The organism is Lentibacillus salicampi (assembly GCF_004565465.1).
GTDB classification, from domain to species: Bacteria; Bacillota; Bacilli; order Bacillales; family Amphibacillaceae; genus Lentibacillus; species Lentibacillus salicampi.
Genome location: NZ_SRHY01000007.1, coordinates 51,226 through 68,463, shown reverse-complemented (window position 1 = coordinate 68,463; position 17,238 = coordinate 51,226). Strand labels below are relative to the sequence as shown.

Here is a 17,238-nt window from a genome sequence, read left to right as displayed (position 1 = left end):
GCAGTTGCCATACACTTCGCTTTCCGCGGGCGGCTGATGAGCCTCCTCGTGCTTTCGCACTGCGGGGTCTCACCTATGCCTCTCATCCCGCTGGAGTCTACGTGTATGGCAACTGCTGATTCAGAATCCCTCCTTAATAAAAGGATGTGAAAAGCAACAATCTATTTGAAAACAGACTTAATTAATGATTCACCTGTCATTTTGTCCGGTTTATCAACGTTCAATAAATCCAATAATGTTGGCGAAAGATCCGCTAAAATACTGCCATCGCGGAGTTCGGCATCTTCTTGTGTCACGATGACCGGAACAGGGTTCGTCGTGTGTGTCGTCATCGGATCACCTTCTGTTGTCACAACTTCATCCGAATTCCCGTGATCAGCCGTAATAATCGCGTTTCCACCAAGTTCCAAAATCTTATCAACAACTTTTCCCAAACACTCATCAACCGCCTCGATTGCTTTGACAGTCGGCTCCAATTTACCCGAATGCCCAACCATGTCCGGGTTGGCGAAATTCAGGATGATCGCGTTATGCTCTTGTGCATCCAGTTCTTTTAGTAAAGCCTCCGTTACCTCGTATGCGCTCATCTCAGGTTTCAGATCATATGTGGCCACTTTCGGCGAATTAATCAGGACACGTTTTTCACCCGGGAATTCTTGCTCGCGCCCTCCGCTCATGAAAAACGTAACGTGCGGGTATTTTTCGGTTTCAGCGATACGCAGCTGCTTCATGTCATGCTGCGCAAGAACTTCCCCGATCGTATCATCCAGATTGACCGGCTGGTAGGCAACGTAGCCATCAATTGCTTCACTGAATTCGGTCAGCATGACAAAATCCAGATTTTTCGGCGGATGCTCCCCACGGTCAAAATCACGGAAATCGTCATTTGCAAATGTCCGGGAGATTTGAATAGCCCGGTCAGGACGGAAATTGTAAAAAATGATGGAATCCTCATCTTGCACTTGTCCGACCGGTTTCCCGTCTTTATCGGTCAAAACAGACGGAATCACAAATTCATCATAAATACCATTTTCATATGAATCATCAATCACTTCATATGGGTCCTGATAAGCGGGACCTTCACCATAGACCATGGCATCATAGGCTTTTTTTACACGATCCCAGCGTTTGTCCCGGTCCATTGAATAATAACGTCCTGAAACCGTGGCAATCTGACCAACGCCATATTCATTCATTTTGTCTTCGGTTTGTTTGATATATTTTTTCGCTGTTTGCGGTCCTACATCTCGTCCATCCAGAAACGCATGGACATAGACTTTTTCCAGGTCATGATCCTTTGCGAGCTTCAGCAGTGCAAACAAATGGTTAATGTGACTGTGGACACCCCCGTCAGATAGAAGTCCAAAAATATGCAATGCCTTATCCTCATCTTTTGCATGTTGTATCGACTTCAAAAATGCTTCCTTCTCGAAAAATTCGCCTTCTTTGATCGACAGGTTCACCCTTGTCAGACTTTGATAGACAATCCTTCCAGCACCAATATTCAAGTGACCGACTTCCGAGTTACCCATTTGCCCTTCAGGCAAACCGACTGCTTCACCGGATGCCGTTAACTGATTATGCGCAAATTGTTCCCAATACCGATCAAAATTTGGTGTGCGCGCCTCTTTCACAGCATTGCCTTTTTCTTCATCACGAATGCCAAACCCATCCAGGATGATGAGCGCTGCTAATTTTTGATCATTCATTTTGTACCTGCCTCCACAAGCTTTAAGAAGGATTCCGGCTCAAGACTTGCACCGCCGACAAGTGCTCCGTCAATATCAGGCTGTTCCAAAAGTTCATCGATACTGGCCGGTTTTACGCTACCGCCATATTGGATGATTACTTGCTCCGCTACATTTTCCGATGTCATGTCTTTGACAACGCTGCGAATAAGTGAACACACTTGATCAGCATCCGAACTTGAGGCAGTCTTACCAGTGCCGATCGCCCAAATCGGTTCATAGGCAATTATAAGCGATCCGATTTGTTCATCGGTCAGCTGCTTCAAACCTGTTCGTACCTGATTTTCGATGTGGCTCATCGTTTCATTGGCTTCTCGCTGCTCAAGCGTTTCACCCACACAAACAATCGGTGTCAATTCATGGTTAAATGCGGCATGAACTTTTTTATTCACAGTTTCATCGGTCTCAGCAAACTGTTCGCGGCGTTCCGAATGACCAATCACCACATGCGTCACGCCAAGATCTTGCAGCATGACCGGACTCACTTCCCCGGTATATGCGCCACTTTCCTCAAAATGCATGTTTTGTGCGCCAATTTTCAAGTTGCTTCCTTTTGCTTTCTCCACAAGAGTCGGCAGAAAAGGAAATGGTGCACAAACAATCGCTTCGACGTTATCATCATCAGGCAAATTTCCGCTAACAGAGTCAGCAAATTGATCCGCTTCAGCTAGTACTTTATTCATTTTCCAATTTCCAGCTATGACTTTGTTGCGCATGGTATCACCTCTCCAAAGTTATTTATCATCAAGTGCCTTCACACCTGGCAGAACTTTTCCTTCCATAAACTCAAGGGATGCTCCGCCACCGGTTGACACATGATCCATATCACTGGCAAAACCGAATTTTTCAACGGCCGCAGCGGAATCTCCGCCGCCTATAACTGTGTATCCTTCTGTCTGAGCCAGGCTTTCTGCTACGGCTCGCGTTCCGCCGGCAAATGCGTTGTATTCGAACACGCCCATTGGCCCGTTCCACACGATTAGTTGTGAATCGTTCACAACTTGATCATAGGCTTCACGAGTTTTCGGTCCGATGTCCAGTGCTTCCCAATCAGCGGGGATTTCTGTAATGTCAACGATTTTTGTATTGGCATCTTCAGAAAAATCATCCGCCACAATAGCATCTTGCGGCATGACAAAGTTCACGCCCTTGTTTTTGGCTTTCTGCATGAATTCGTTAGCCAAATCAAGCTTATCTTCTTCCAGCAGTGATTTGCCGATCTCATACCCTTGTGCTTTGACAAATGTGTAAGCAAGGCCCCCACCAATGATCAAGTTATCAACTTTGTCCAGCAAATGATCAATCACACTGATTTTATCTTTGACCTTGGCGCCACCAATGATGGCTGTAAATGGGCGTTCAGGATTTTCCAAAGCCTTGCCGAGCACTTCGATTTCTTTTTCCATTAAGAAGCCGGCAGCAGCAGGCAATTTTTCCGCGACGCCAGTTGTTGAAGCGTGTGCCCGGTGTGCAGCGCCAAACGCATCATTAACATACAGATCAGCCATGTCCGCGAAGGCTTGGACCAATTCGGGATCATTTTCTTCCTCGCCAGGATGAAAACGAACATTTTCAATCAGTATAATGTCACCGCCACTAACCTGTGATAAGGCCTCATTTACTTCATTCCCGTAAACGGCATCGGTTTTAACTACTTCTTTTTCAAGCAAATCACTCAAGCGTTCCGCAACCGGGTCAAGCCGCAGGTCATCAACCACTTCACCTTTTGGTCGCCCGAGGTGACTTGCCAAAATGACAATCGCCCCATTTTCCGACAAATAGTCAATCGTCGGGAGAGCAGCCCTGATCCGTGTATCGTCGGTGACCGTGCCATTTGTCATCGGCACATTGAAATCCACACGACAGAATACCTTCTTGTTGTTGACGTCAAGATCATGCAGTGTTTTTTTGTTCATATCAAAACCTCCTGCTTAGCAAGTTATGTATGGATAGGCTCCATCCATTATACACTTAAAAAGGAGGAGGATATAGTCCCTCCCCCTTGTTTAAGTCATGATTAGAATCCTTGTTTTCCGATATAAGCGGCCAAGTCAACACAACGTGTGGAATAGCCCATTTCGTTGTCATACCACGATACAACTTTTACCATGTTATCTTCCATCGTCATCGTTGACTGTGCATCAAACAGTGATGAGTAGGTACTGCCGACAATATCACTGGAAACGAGTGGCGCTTCACTATAGCCGACAATGCCCTTCAACCCTTCTTCCTGGGCAGCTGCTTTGAATGCTTCATTGACTTCTTCTTCCGTTACGTTTTGGTCGAGTTCAGCAACCAGGTCTGTGATGGAGCCGTCAGGTGTTGGTACACGGATAGCCATTCCGTTCAATTTGCCGTCTAAATCAGGCACGACTTTACCAACCACTTTGGCAGCACCAGTTGTTGTCGGAATGATGTTTTGTGCAGCTGCGCGAGCACGGCGGTAGTCTTTATGCGGCAAGTCCAAAATCTGCTGGTCATTTGTATAAGAGTGAACCGTCGTCATCAGACCGCGTTTCACACCAAAGTTGTCATGCAGTACTTTAGCCAGCGGCGCGATGCAATTGGTTGTACACGATGCATTGGATACGATATGGTGCTTTTGTGGATCATAGTCTGATTCGTTAACACCCATAACCATTGTCAGATCTTCCTGTTTGGCCGGTGCCGAGATAACGACTTTTTTCGCACCTGCATCAAGGTGTTTCTTCGCATCATCACGCTGGGTGAAGCGGCCGGTTGATTCGATGACGATATCCACGCCAAGATCCCCCCAGCCAAGATTGGCAGGATCTTTTTCCGAAAGTACTTTAATTTCTTTCCCGCCAACGACGATGTTTGAACCGTTAACGGTCACTTCCTCATCCAGAATGCCGTGAACAGAGTCATACTGCAGCAAATGTGCGAGCATATTTGCATCTGTTAAGTCATTTACGGCAACAACATCCACTTCATCATTTTTCATTGCCTGACGGAAAACATTGCGGCCAATACGGCCAAAACCGTTAATTCCCATTTTAATTGCCATTTATAATTCCTCCTATTGATGATTCGTCATGTATTTATTTTAAAGGGAGGGATTATCCCTTAAAATCGCTTCTGCCGCTGCTTCATCGGTAATCAACAGGTCGCTTTTGCCTTGTTTGAAATATGACGTGATGGCTTGTGCCTTTGATTTACCGCCTGCCACAGTCATTACTGTTGGACCAGGTTCAGATAAGTCATCCATGTGAAGGCCAATCGTCCTAACTTTATGGACGATGTTACCGTCAGCGTCAAAATAATAACCAAATGCTTCACTCACAGCGTTTTCGGCCTGTAGTTTTTGAATCACTGTTTCTGAAGTCTTGCGCCTCCGTGCCATCGTGATCGCGTCACCAATTCCGTGCAGAACAATGTCTGAACCCTGGATAAGCTTTAACACCTCAATAACGGCAGGTTCTTTTATCATCGTTTTGTAGGATGTCTCACTTAAAGGATCCGGGACATATAGAAGCCGGTAACTCCCATTTGCCTGTCTCGCCATCTTAGCAGCAATGGTATTGGCCTGATTTTCTTCTTTCTCACCAATACCACCCCTTGCTGGAACAAACAGAGACGCTCTATTATCATGAAAAGGGCTCATCATTTCAGCTACTGCAGCCATTGTTGTGCCCCCAGTAACAGCGATCGTTTGCCGTGACGTCAGATGTTTTTCCAAAAAAGAGACGCAGGCTTTTCCCATTTCTTGTTTTACCCAATTAAGTTCATCACTATTACCCGGCACAATTATGATATTGTCTACATGTAATGTATCCTGCAATTGTTTTTCTAAAACGTTCAAGCCCATTACTTCGTGCATAAAGGCTGCTAATTCCTCAATGACTAATTTTCCCTCTTTTGTCAATTGCATTCCTTTTGCTGACATTTGAATCAGATTCTGTCTTGACAGAACATCCACCTCACCCCGCACATGCCGTTCAGTTAGATGTGTATTGTCAGCCAGCGCACGTCTGCCGATTGGCTGCAGGAGCTCAATATTCTGCAGGAGTAAATACCGTTCCTCCATCACTTCCAGCAAATCCGGGTATAATTTTTTCTGCATGTCAACCAATTCGTGCATGAAAAGACTCCTTGTTGGACGCGAATTGTCCCGGACTGTTAGATTGTGTCCCGCAAAAGGCAAAAAAATATGTTCCCTGAATTTCTTACAGTTATAGTTTATCATATCTATTCTTTTATACAAATAAAATGTTTTCGAATGAACCACCAAACAATCAAACTAGTCCCCGATTTCGCCCAGTGCCTGCTCCAGCGCCTTATAGCTAATTTGTTCACAGTTTAGCGTGGTGTTTTTTAGCTGCACAACAGGAATCTGTAAGTGATATTTTTCCAGCCATTCATCAGTCGTGTAAATATCCCGTTCCTCGATTTCAAGCGGGTAATCATGATTCAATAGTTCGAGCATCGTACGTGCGTCATCACATAATGAACAATTTTCTTTCGTGTAAAAGATAACATGCTGCATGGGTAGCCCTCTCTCATTATTTTTTTCGTTTCGTTGACGCAGGAATTCCCAGCTGTTCACGGTATTTCATCACAGTCCGGCGTGCAGCGGTAATGCCAAATTCCTCATGCAGCCGGTTTTTGAGGCCTTGATCTGACAAAGGCTTTTGTTTATCTTCGTTTGTAATCAGCTCGGCTAGTAACTGCTTAATGACAAAAGAAGCTGTTTGCTGGCCATCTTTCTGCTTCACACCAGACTGCAGAAAAAATTTCAGGGGAATAATCCCTTGTTTCGTCTGTACATATTTATTCGTAATGGCCCTGCTGACGGTGGAAATATGCATATCCAGATCTGCAGCGATTTCCTTTAACGTTAATGGCTGAAGCATAAACGCACCATGTTCAAAATACGTCCGCTGCCTTTCCACCATTGTTCCGATCACCTTTTCCAGTGTGTTGCCCCGAAACTGAATCGCCTGTTTCAGCCAATTGACCTGGTTGAATTTTTCTTTTAAAAAATCAGCCGTCTGTTTGTCATCCACTTTGAGATGCTTGTATGATTCGTTGATTTCGATTGTCGGCGAATGCCATTTATAAAAAGAAATGTTCCAGTTGCCGCCTTCCTCATAAATATAGGCTTCTGGAATAATATACTCGGTCTTCGGTGCGGATAAAAGCTGACCTGGTTTCGGATGGCAGGATTGAATTTGTTGAATGATACCAGTGGCCTCTTCTTCAGTCGATTGAAAATGAGTACTGATCGCAGTCATGTTTTCTTCGGCAACCCAATCCAAATGATCAATTAACAGCTCCTCCAAAAACGGCCCGGAATCCGGCAGTTGCAGCAAGATACATTCCTGAAGACTCCTTGCTCCGACCCCTTTAGGCTCCAGCATCTGGATCAGTCGCAGGGCTTCTTCCGCCCGGTCAAGCGTTTGCCCACAGTGCGCTGCCCAATCCGCCATTTTGATATCCAGGTATCCATCTTCATTTAGTGAATTGATTCCGAATAAAACGGTTTCCCTTAAATCGTCTGGTACATTGATGGAATAAAGCTGATTCTTGAGCTCGTCATACATGGTCAGCTCAGCTTGATTAATTTCCCCAATCGATACCTCACTTGGATTCGCTTGCTTAAAATGACTTATTTCATAGTCAACATCTACTTCTTCAATTAAAGGGTTTTCTTTGGAAAGTTCCCGGATATACTCAATGATTTCCATCCCGGAAAATTGTAGCAGCTGAATGGCCTGAATCAGCGACTGGTTCATTTTAAGCTGTAATGTCTGTTCCTGGATAATTGCTGGCCGCATCGAGAACTCCCCCTTTAACCCCGCTGATTCTATTTTGCCACAAAATCGACAAAAACTCACGTTGAACCGTTAAATGGCTCCTTCATTTTGTGATATATGTCACATCTGATCTCACAATGCGGATATACAATAGAGGCAAATGAAGCAAAGCTGGTGATCAATTATGCCATGGGAGCTACGCCAAACCCTTTTGTTCGTGCACATGTTGCTTGCCATCATGTGGGTTGGCGGTATTCTGTTTATCGGCTGGGGCGTTTATCCTGCCATTCGAAAGATGACCTTCGTACAGCAACGCCACGTATTGCTCACACTGATGCAATGGTCACACAAGTTTTTAACAGGAACCGGCGCCGGCGTCATCATCACTGGTGTCATGCTGGGAACTATATTTGGCCCGCTCAGCCAATGGTCTGACTTATGGGATAGCCGATACGGCAATATTTGGCTTGCAGCTTTCATCATCGGGACCGTGACACTGCTTTGGGGGATCTTTGTCGGGTATCAGCAATCGATCAGCACGTTTTCGAAAATTGATCTATGGATGCAAGCGGATGCCGGTGATAAAAAGCCATTGTTAAAAAGTCTGGTAAAAGTTGCACTGCTCGAATCCGTTGAAGCAATTGGTTTTATAGCGCTGATTATATTGATGATTTCACTATAACTTAAGGGGCTGGATGACATGTTACAGTTGGCAGTTCATAATAAGAAAAACGTCTACTATTATCGGGCATCATCCCTTCAGCTGTTTCGTCCGATAACACTGACCGGGTCCATCACACCGATATTGTCCGGCACAGGCTTGGCTGTGATTCAAGGCAGTTTCAGGATTAACATATTTGTCGTCATGCTTGCTGCTTCACTGTTGGTTCAGTCCGCAACAAATCTGTTTAATGATTTTTACGATTTCCGGTATGGTCAGGACCATGATAAATGGACCGCCGATGTTTCCGAAGCGCACGGACCCGCTCACCATATCGTGCCATATATCGCGGTGACCATGCTCGGATTTGCTGTCCTCCTTGGAATTTGGCTGGCTATGCAAAGTACCTTCTGGATTATACCTGTGGGAGTTGCTAGTATTATTTTTGGCTACCTATACTCTGCCGGACCACATCCATTATGCGGCGTCGGTCTGGGTGAAACAGTCGCCTTCACATTTCTTGGGCCGGTCGTTACGATATTAAGTTACGTTGTTCAAGGATATTCACTGGATCTGACAATTACAGCCGTTTCGCTGCCGTTTGCCTTTGTAATTGCATCCATGATTCTAACCAACAACATCAGGGACATCAAAAAGGATCACACATTCCGTAACACGCTGGCGACACTGCTGGGACGCAAATATGCCATCCATTTGCTGAACATTTTACTGACTCTGCCCTATCTGACAGTTCTCGTACTAATTATGGCAGATACCGTCCCTTCCTCCTCGGGTATTGTTTTACTGGCATTGCCTGCAGCCATCCGTTTGCGCTGGTCATTCCGAAAAGGCTCACCAAGGGCTGATGAACTAAGCGGCATGAAATGGGCAGCATGGCATCATTGGGCGTTTGGTTTACTGTTTGCATTAGGGATATGGCTGTAGCTTCCGACGTTATTTGATAAAATCCGGAAAGTGACCGGCACATCAGAAAAAACAGTGCATGTTCACCTAATACCTGCTCATACACATGGTATGAGGGGGTGTCATGATGATGATTTTTGTTCCGCCATAATGAAACCGCTTCCTGAGTTTAGCTTGTTTTAGACATTAAGCAAAATAGGAGGCGGCATATGAATAACATTATTCTCATTGAATTTATTGTATATTTTATTGTTATGATCGGGGTTGGTTACTACACAAGCCGGACAAAGATGAGCCATTCTATATTTCTACTGGGCGGCAAAAAGTTGCCGGGATGGGCGTTGGCATTCTCAGAACGTGCTACAGGAGAATCGGCATGGCTGCTCCTCGGCTTCACCGGATTTGTGTTCACGACCGGATTATCCGGGATCTGGGTCGCTATCGGTATTGCTTTTGGGATTATTTTTTCATGGATATTTCTAGCAAAAAAGTTTATGAACGAAACGGATAAACATGGTGTGCTCACATTGCCGGACTATCTGGCAGTCAACTACCGGGAAAAGGCCAATCTAATACGCTGGGTGGCCAGTATTCTGATTGCCGGATTCTTCATGTTCTATGTCGGAGCACAATTGGCAGGCGCCGGTAAACTATTCATCACATCTTTCAACATGAATGAGACAGTCGGCATCGTACTGGCAACTGTTGTCGTCTTGGGCATCGCTTTTTTCGGCGGGTTCATCTCCGTTGTCTGGACCGATATGCTGCAAAGTATCATGATGCTGATCACGTTATGCGTGTTGCCGGTTATCGCACTTATATATGTCTTTACGAATGACCTGTCCATCAGCCAATCGCTCGTGTCTGCAGGTGATTCGTTTAATTCCTGGTTTGGGGGGACGACCGGGTTTGCGCTTGGGATATTGTTCTTCAACAATTTCTCTTGGTTCTTCGGTTATTTGGGCGGTCAGCCGCAACTAACCGCGCGATTTATGGCATTGAAAAACGAAACAGAAGCCAAACAGGCAAGAAATGTTGCGATCAGCTGGACGGTTTTGGCTTATATCGGAGCTTTTCTGATCGGGCTTGCCGCAATCGCCATGTACAGCCAGGGTACATTTGTGGATGTGGAAACCATTCTGCCGCAAATGATCCTTGACCTGATGCCACCATGGATAGCAGGCTTGTTACTAGCCGGCATTTTGGCCGCAATCATTACGACAGCCAATTCACAATTAATGGTTCTCACCAGCGCTGTCAGTGAGGACATCATCCATAAAGCTCTCGGCATGCGGCTGACAGACAGCCAACTTTTACTCGTATCCCGAATCACAATTCTCGTATCGGGTGTGATCGGCATGGTCATCGCCCTGACGTCGGAATCACTGGTCTATCTGATTGTCAGCTGGGCATGGGCCGGGGTAGGTGGTACATTGTCACCGGCCATCCTGATGACATTTTTCTGGAAACGTTATTCAAGTACAGGGGTGATTGCAACCATCCTATCCGGTTTTGTCTTTACCGTATTATGGATCAGCACACCGCTTGACAGCATCATTACATCCAAATTCTCAACATTCTTTATCGCAGCATTCTTCGGGATTCTGTTCAGTCTGATGTTTCCGGATAAGAAAAATAAAAAAACGGCTGTCTGATTTAGACGACCTTTTTCAGAATTCATTTCGATTATAAATGAAATATTCGGTAACGATAAATTAGAAAACATTCTCTTTACACTTTATTGATCGTTGCTGTAGCAACGATCAATAAAGGAAAAAAAAACTTGTTTTCCGACCATTCATGCGCTTTTTAATTGATACTTTTTCTAAATCGATAAACATTAATGGAATAAACCAGCATCCTTGGACTTTTTCATCAGCTTGTCAGTATATTTATTAACCACATTTTTTAACAAGATACCGAATAACAGGAAGCCGAGTCCAAATAAACCCAGAATAGCCATATCGTATATTGCTGATTTCCATATAATGCCCCCGACTGCTTCGCGCATTAAATCAATGGCATAAGTGAACGGAAGGAATGGATTGATTGCCTGGAAAAGTTCAGGAAGCAAGACAACCGGATATGTGCCGCCCGCACCGGCAATTTGCAGAACAAGCAGGACAATGACCATTGCTTTTCCAACATCGCCAAAAAGTGAAACAAGTGTGAAGATAATCATCATAAACACCAAACTAATCAGCAGGCCGAATATCACAAACCAGACAGGATGCGCCATGTAAGCATCAACAATAAACCAATCACCCAGCGTCACAACAAGTGTCTGCAGTAATCCAATTGTAAGGAACGTAAATAACTTTCCGATATAACGCTCCCTGCCGGTTAGGTCTTCCCCACCATGAATATCTGCGGCCAATAGGGAAATCAGCAGCAAGCCACCGACCCATATAGCCAAAACAGTATAGAATGGGGTCATCCCGGAACCATAGTTCGGAATTGGAAAAAGCTCATTCTTGCTCAGCTTGACCGGCTCCTCAAAAAAGTTCCGTTCTGCCTCAGGGTCGTTCTGTAATAATTCAATAATTTCATTGATATCTGTTTCACCCTGGATATCACGAATTTTACCAGCAAGTTCGTTGATTTTACTATTCACGTACGGATATTCGTCAAGAATTGTATTCAGCATGTCCTGCCCCTCACCAATATGATTTTCGGTATTTGACAGGACTTGCCTCACCTCCGGAATTGTTGACTTGATTTCTGATAAAGTCCCTTTTGCATCAGATAGTGTCTGTTGCGCATTGTTGATTTTCTGTTTGACTATTGGCTCAATATTTTCTTTATAATCTTTTAGGAAATCTCCTATTCTGTTTGCCGTATTGCCGGATAATTCTTCTAAATCGGTGATAACGGAATCGATTTCCTGATTTTTATCCTCAATAAACGTTGTGATATTTTGACCATTCTTCTGCGCTTCTTCAAGGGCTCCACGCAGTTTGCTCAATCGTTCCATTGCATTATCAATGACCTGATTCTGATTAGCACTGCTATTTGGGCTGTTGTTCTGATTATTGTTTTCCTGACCGGTTGAACCCTCATCACTATTCTGATCATTGCCATGTTCACCGCCACCGGTCTGTTGCTCCTGATTCATTTCCTTCACCTGCTTCAACTTTGCCTCTATTTCACCGATGCGGCTGGTTGCATCCTCCAATGAACTGTCAATGCTCTGCTGCAGTTCTTGCCCCTTATTGAAATCAATGTTCACATTCTGGGCATCTTTAAGCAGTTTGTTGATGTCTTCAGCAGTGCCTTGTGCTTTTTTCAAATCCTCCTCCATTTTCGGTGCCATTTCATTTAAGCGGCCTTCAGCTTTTGACATTAAGTCAGCTGTTTCATTAACCGTTTGAATGCCTTCATTAGTTGTACGCTCAGCTTCAGGAAGCATGTTTTGCGCTTTATTGATGATAGATTGCGCATCTTTTGTATCCTGCAGGCCATTTGAAACCAAATCATGAATTTCCGGTAATTTTTTTTCCATCGTAAAAACATAATCCTCAAATTTTTTAATGTCAGGCAGCTTTTGATTCAGTTCTACACCAATTTCATCAAACATATCAAAAATAACGCCATTTACTGTGGAAATAAAGTTGCTGCTGATCTGCTCCACAATCGTACTGGCACCCTTATCTGTTATTTTCGGGGATATGGCATTGATTTTTTCATTTACATAGTATTCCATTTTGCTTTTTTTTGGATTATCTGTGATTACCGTTGACAGGTTATCGGAGAAATCCTCCGGTATGACAATGACAGCAAAATAATCGCCATATTTTAAACTTTCCATTGCCTTTTCACGGTTTGTAAAATGCCAATCCATTGAATCATTGTTTTTAAGTGTATTGACAAGGTCGTTACCAGCATTGATTTTTTCGTCCCTGATCTGCCCGCCTGCATCTTTATTCACAACACCGATTGGAATTTGATCGGTCTGACCATATGGGTCCCAGGAAGCCTTTATGTTAAACCATGCATATAATGATGGCAATATAATAAGCCCCCCAATCAACATAGCTGCAACCCAATTACGTGTTATATTCCTCATATCTTTTGAGTAAATTTTCCAGCCATTCTTCATGTATATACCTTCTTTATCATTTTGACAGTTTGGGGATTAATCACTTTTCCATATTTAAACATTTTAGCACTCATCATGTTGAAAACAAAATCGAAAGAAAAACCTTAGCGTTTCCTCATTAGTAGTATACTTGTTTTCAACAAATATTTGCCACAAAAACTAAAGGTCTTTAATGAGGTCTGTTTATAAGTTGTTTGATCGTCGATATATGATCTGGCAATAATTCGGCTTGCCCAAAGCGGAGCTGATATTATGGTTCAGCATAATTGGCTGGAACAACCACCTGGCATAAAAAATGCTAGAAAATTAACGAAGAACAAACAAAAAGGCTGACTTTAAAGGTTATTCCGAAAAATAGCCCTAAGTAAGCTTCAAGTAATCCCCACCTGTATTCAGATCGTCCTGCGATTAATAAGTTGCCTTGCCTTTCCGTGCCAACACAAAAAGCGCCCTTTCCACTACTCCGAAAAGTAACGAAAAGAGGACTCCTTGCCTTCCAGTATATACGATTGAAACCGTGCGCTTTTCCAGTTGGATTTCCCGGAAGATTCCGCTTTTAAGGGCGCGGCATGACGGTGATTAAGTGCGCTCGGAGGGACTCGAACCCCCGACTCCTGGTACCGGAAACCAGTGCTCTATCCAACTGAGCTACGAGCGCATATGACGATTGTTCATTTTAGACACAATTGATATTATAATACGTAAATCGTGAATAGACAAGTGTTTTATCAGAAGACAATATTTTCTGATTACAACATTTACGGATACAAATCCGAATAAAATCTTTATTATACATAAACAGGTAACTTTTATGAATCATTTTCAGTAACAGGTTTTATCTTCAACCTTTTAAGGGTATGATGGTAGATGGTAAATAATATAATAACAACTTTATTAGTTGTCACTGCGTTATAAAGGACGTGTCAATCCAGACGTTTTTGTTTGACCTTTTTTGACCTATTCGTTATGATAGGAATATCCACTATATGGGTAAATTTGAAATGAAATGAGGAGGATGAACATATGAATTTAATACCGACAGTTATTGAACAGACGAACCGTGGAGAACGCGCATATGATATCTATTCACGTTTATTGAAAGATCGTATTATTATGCTTGGAAGTGCCATTGACGACAATGTATCCAACTCGATTGTTGCACAGCTCTTATTCCTGGAAGCAGAGGATTCAGACAAGGATATTTCGCTGTACATCAACTCACCAGGTGGTTCCATCACAGCCGGTATGGCTATTTATGATACCATGCAATTCATTAAGTCAGATGTTTCCACGATTTGCACAGGTATGGCGGCATCTATGGGCTCCTTCCTGCTGGCAGCTGGTGAAAAAGGCAAACGGTATGCCCTGCCAAACAGCGAAATTATGATTCACCAGCCACTGGGCGGTACTCAAGGTCAAGCAACCGATATTGAAATTCATGCGCGCCGCATCATCCAGATCAAGGAAAAAATGAACAGAATTCTTTCCGAACGTACTGGACAGCCTATGGAGGTTATTGAGCGTGACACAGACCGTGATAACTTCATGTCCGCTGAAAAATCAGTTGAATACGGTCTGATTGACAGAGTTCTGGAACGAAATACAGATAAAAAATGAATAAAAGATAACGCTTAAAGGCTGCATCGAATACGGTGCAGCCTTTTATATTTTCACTCATACATATACATTCATTCACTTTCCATCCGAAACAAATTCGATCAGCTCATGAAGTGCCGTTTCCTCATCTTCACCATCTGCAATCATTTGAATGGTCTCACCCGGTGAAATGGCCAGACTCATCAGCCCCATAATACTTTTAGCGTTCACCCGCTTGCCATCTTTTTCGAGAAATAAATGTGCAGTATACTCATTTGCCTCCTGTACGAACTGCGCTGCTGGTCTTGACTGGAGACCTGTATCAAGCTCAACTTTTACCGATTTCTCAACCAACCATCTCACACTCCTTAACGTTTTATTTGTAACCGTTTTCATCATTTTCCTAAAACAGCAGTGGGATGAACCCACTTGCTGTCGCTACTATTTCATCATATATAGAGTATACCATATTGAATGCCTACTCATGTTGCAAAATGAACCCGTCTTCACGCAATTTTTCGGCGAATGCATCAATTTTTTTCAGCCGATGATTGACGCCGGATTTGGATATTTTCCCGCTGGATAAATGTTCGCCCAGGTCTTTTAAGGAAATATCCTGATGTTGGACCCTTAACGCTGCAACTTCCTGTAATTTCTCCGGAAGTGCCTCAAGCCCGACCGTTTCCTTAATCAATTTAATATTTTCAATCTGACGAAATGCCGCACCGATTGTCTTGTTCAAATTGGCTGTTTCACAGTTGACAAGCCGGTTGACTGAATTACGCATATCCCGGACAATCCGAACATCTTCAAATTTGAATAAAGCGTTATGTGCGCCAATAGCATTTAAAAAGTCAGTGATTTTTTCCGCTTCCTTCAAATAAGTGATATATCCGGTTTTCCGTTCCAATTTTCTCGCTCGGAGATCAAATTCGTTCAGCAATTCACACAAAGAATCATTATGTTCCTGATACGAATTGAAAATTTCCAAATGATAAGACGATGTTTCTGGGTTGTTGATGGATCCGCCAGCCAAAAAGGCACCTCTTAAGTATGACCGTTTACAGCAGTCTTTTGCGTAATACTGATCAGGGATTGTTCGAATTAAAGTATATGAATCCTCGATAATGCCTAAATCAGTGAGTAATGTCTGTACGTCCTGTTTCATCCGCACTATATAGACATTATTTTTTTTCAGCTTCATTTTCTTTCTGACAAGCAATTCAATCGATACGTCATAAAGTGATTTGATTAATGTGTATATGCGGCGGGCAATAGCTGCGTTTTCCGTCTGGACATCCAACGTGTACCTATTTCCGGACATATTGACGACGCCATTCATCCGGATCAATGCAGACAGTTCAGCATATTGACAGCATGAATTCAATTCAATGCCTGTCAATTCTTTTTTTATTTCCGATGCAAATGACACTTCTGACACCTCCTGAGCTCAGCCGTCAAATGCAGATCTATTCCTTATCAATCAGCGAATACAGCAGTTTGGCTATTTTCTGTGTATCGTGACGTAACGTCGTTCGTGATGGGTCGATTATATCCCCTTCAATAATCTGCAGTCCCATTTCAAGCAAACGATCCGTATCATAAATAACCGGTGTTGCATTTTCTTCAGCATATACTTGACGAACGTGTTTACTAATCGGTTCGTTATGGACAACAACTGAATCAATACACGCTTCACCGATGTGCCTGCGAATCGCCTGCACGTGATCTGCTGCGGTGTATCCGGTCGTTTCCCCCGCCTGGGTCATCACGTTGCAGACATAAACAACGTTGGCTTTGGTATTGCTGAGCGCCACATCAATTTGCGGAATGATCATGTTTGGTAAAATACTCGTATATAAACTTCCGGGTGCTACCACGATCAGATCTGCATGCTGGATCGCGTTTACCGCATCCGGAAGCGGTTGAACCGGTTGCGGACGTAAATAAACTCTTTCTACTTTTTTGTTTGCAAGCGGGATATTGGACTCACCCGAAACAATCGTTCCATCTGCCATCTCCGCATGCAGGGACATGCTCTCATTCGATATTGGGTAAATGTTTCCTTTAACGTTCAGAACGCGTGATATTTCCTGTATACCGGTAAAAAAGTTCCCGGTAACAGATGTCATAGCCGCGAGCAACAGGTTGCCCATCGAGTGACCGGACAGGCTGTTGCCGACTGTAAACCGGTGCTGAAATAATTCCAGCAGCATCGGCTCAGCATCCGACAATGCCGCAATCACATTTCGTATGTCGCCTGGCGCCGGAATAGACATTTCATCCCTAAGTCGTCCTGTACTGCCGCCGTCATCTGCTACTGTGACAAGTGCAGTCAAGTCAATCGGCAAATTTTTCAGCCCGCGCAAAAGCACCGGCATACCCGTACCACCGCCTATGACGACGACACTTGGTTGTTTCTCACTTCCCATA

At 43.8% G+C, this 17,238-nt stretch carries 15 protein-coding genes and 1 tRNA gene; 4 read left to right on the top strand and 12 right to left on the bottom strand.

What is annotated here, in order from left to right; genetic code table 11:
• Window positions 1-161: 161 nt before the first annotated feature.
• The 7 genes from gpmI to rpoN form a co-directional block, all read right to left on the bottom strand.
• On the bottom strand, window positions 162-1,709 hold the full coding sequence (gpmI, locus tag E4U82_RS07685; protein ID WP_135109622.1) for a 2,3-bisphosphoglycerate-independent phosphoglycerate mutase: 1,548 nt from the start codon (window positions 1,707-1,709) through the stop codon (window positions 162-164).
• A complete protein-coding gene (gene tpiA / locus E4U82_RS07680) occupies window positions 1,706-2,464 on the bottom strand; it encodes a triose-phosphate isomerase (RefSeq protein WP_135109621.1) in 759 nt (252 codons plus the stop codon). The genes gpmI and tpiA overlap by 4 nt, the downstream gene beginning before the upstream one ends.
• Window positions 2,465-2,482: 18 nt before the next feature.
• The gene (locus E4U82_RS07675; RefSeq protein ID WP_135109620.1) at window positions 2,483-3,664 is read right to left on the bottom strand and encodes a phosphoglycerate kinase; all 1,182 of its coding nucleotides are present in this window, start codon (window positions 3,662-3,664) and stop codon (window positions 2,483-2,485) included.
• Between the two features lie 101 nt (window positions 3,665-3,765).
• Complete coding sequence (gene gap / locus E4U82_RS07670; protein WP_135109619.1) at window positions 3,766-4,776, bottom strand: type I glyceraldehyde-3-phosphate dehydrogenase; 1,011 nt, start codon at window positions 4,774-4,776, stop codon at window positions 3,766-3,768.
• A 39-nt stretch (window positions 4,777-4,815) separates the two neighbouring features.
• Entirely contained in the window at window positions 4,816-5,850 is a 1,035-nt protein-coding gene (locus tag E4U82_RS07665; RefSeq protein ID WP_135109618.1) for a sugar-binding transcriptional regulator, read from the bottom strand.
• Between the two features lie 159 nt (window positions 5,851-6,009).
• Complete coding sequence (locus E4U82_RS07660; protein WP_135109617.1) at window positions 6,010-6,255, bottom strand: glutaredoxin family protein; 246 nt, start codon at window positions 6,253-6,255, stop codon at window positions 6,010-6,012.
• Between the two features lie 16 nt (window positions 6,256-6,271).
• Window positions 6,272-7,546, bottom strand: coding sequence for an RNA polymerase factor sigma-54 (rpoN, locus tag E4U82_RS07655; RefSeq protein WP_135109616.1), 1,275 nt, complete (start codon window positions 7,544-7,546; stop codon window positions 6,272-6,274).
• A 163-nt stretch (window positions 7,547-7,709) separates the two neighbouring features.
• Between rpoN and E4U82_RS07650 the strand changes: the two genes are divergently transcribed.
• The 3 genes from E4U82_RS07650 (at window position 7,710) to E4U82_RS07640 (ending at window position 10,765) form a co-directional block, all read left to right on the top strand.
• Complete coding sequence (locus E4U82_RS07650) at window positions 7,710-8,207, top strand: hypothetical protein (RefSeq protein ID WP_209300546.1); 498 nt, start codon at window positions 7,710-7,712, stop codon at window positions 8,205-8,207.
• Window positions 8,208-8,225: 18 nt separating this feature from the next.
• Window positions 8,226-9,131: a prenyltransferase gene (locus tag E4U82_RS07645; RefSeq protein ID WP_135109615.1), complete on the top strand. Its 906-nt coding sequence runs from the start codon at window positions 8,226-8,228 to the stop codon at window positions 9,129-9,131.
• Between the two features lie 188 nt (window positions 9,132-9,319).
• On the top strand, window positions 9,320-10,765 hold the full coding sequence (locus E4U82_RS07640) for a sodium/proline symporter (RefSeq protein WP_135109614.1): 1,446 nt from the start codon (window positions 9,320-9,322) through the stop codon (window positions 10,763-10,765).
• Window positions 10,766-10,950: 185 nt separating this feature from the next.
• Here the strand turns inward: E4U82_RS07640 and E4U82_RS07635 are convergent, their stop codons facing one another.
• Window positions 10,951-13,209, bottom strand: coding sequence for a YhgE/Pip domain-containing protein (locus tag E4U82_RS07635; RefSeq protein WP_135109613.1), 2,259 nt, complete (start codon window positions 13,207-13,209; stop codon window positions 10,951-10,953).
• A 584-nt stretch (window positions 13,210-13,793) separates the two neighbouring features.
• A tRNA-Arg gene (locus tag E4U82_RS07630) sits at window positions 13,794-13,867 on the bottom strand.
• A 365-nt stretch (window positions 13,868-14,232) separates the two neighbouring features.
• Here E4U82_RS07630 and clpP point away from each other — a divergent pair.
• On the top strand, window positions 14,233-14,826 hold the full coding sequence (gene clpP / locus E4U82_RS07625; RefSeq protein ID WP_135109612.1) for an ATP-dependent Clp endopeptidase proteolytic subunit ClpP: 594 nt from the start codon (window positions 14,233-14,235) through the stop codon (window positions 14,824-14,826).
• Between the two features lie 75 nt (window positions 14,827-14,901).
• On the opposite strand, the gene E4U82_RS07620 is transcribed toward clpP, so the two are convergent.
• From E4U82_RS07620 to E4U82_RS07610, 3 genes are all read right to left on the bottom strand, one after another.
• A complete protein-coding gene (locus E4U82_RS07620; RefSeq protein ID WP_135109611.1) occupies window positions 14,902-15,159 on the bottom strand; it encodes an HPr family phosphocarrier protein in 258 nt (85 codons plus the stop codon).
• A gap of 124 nt (window positions 15,160-15,283) precedes the next feature.
• Window positions 15,284-16,237 (bottom strand): DNA-binding protein WhiA, encoded by a 954-nt coding sequence (gene whiA / locus E4U82_RS07615; protein ID WP_135109610.1) that lies wholly within the window; start codon window positions 16,235-16,237, stop codon window positions 15,284-15,286.
• Window positions 16,238-16,274: 37 nt separating this feature from the next.
• Window positions 16,275-17,237 (bottom strand): gluconeogenesis factor YvcK family protein, encoded by a 963-nt coding sequence (locus tag E4U82_RS07610; protein WP_135109609.1) that lies wholly within the window; start codon window positions 17,235-17,237, stop codon window positions 16,275-16,277.
• Window position 17,238 lies beyond the last annotated feature (1 nt).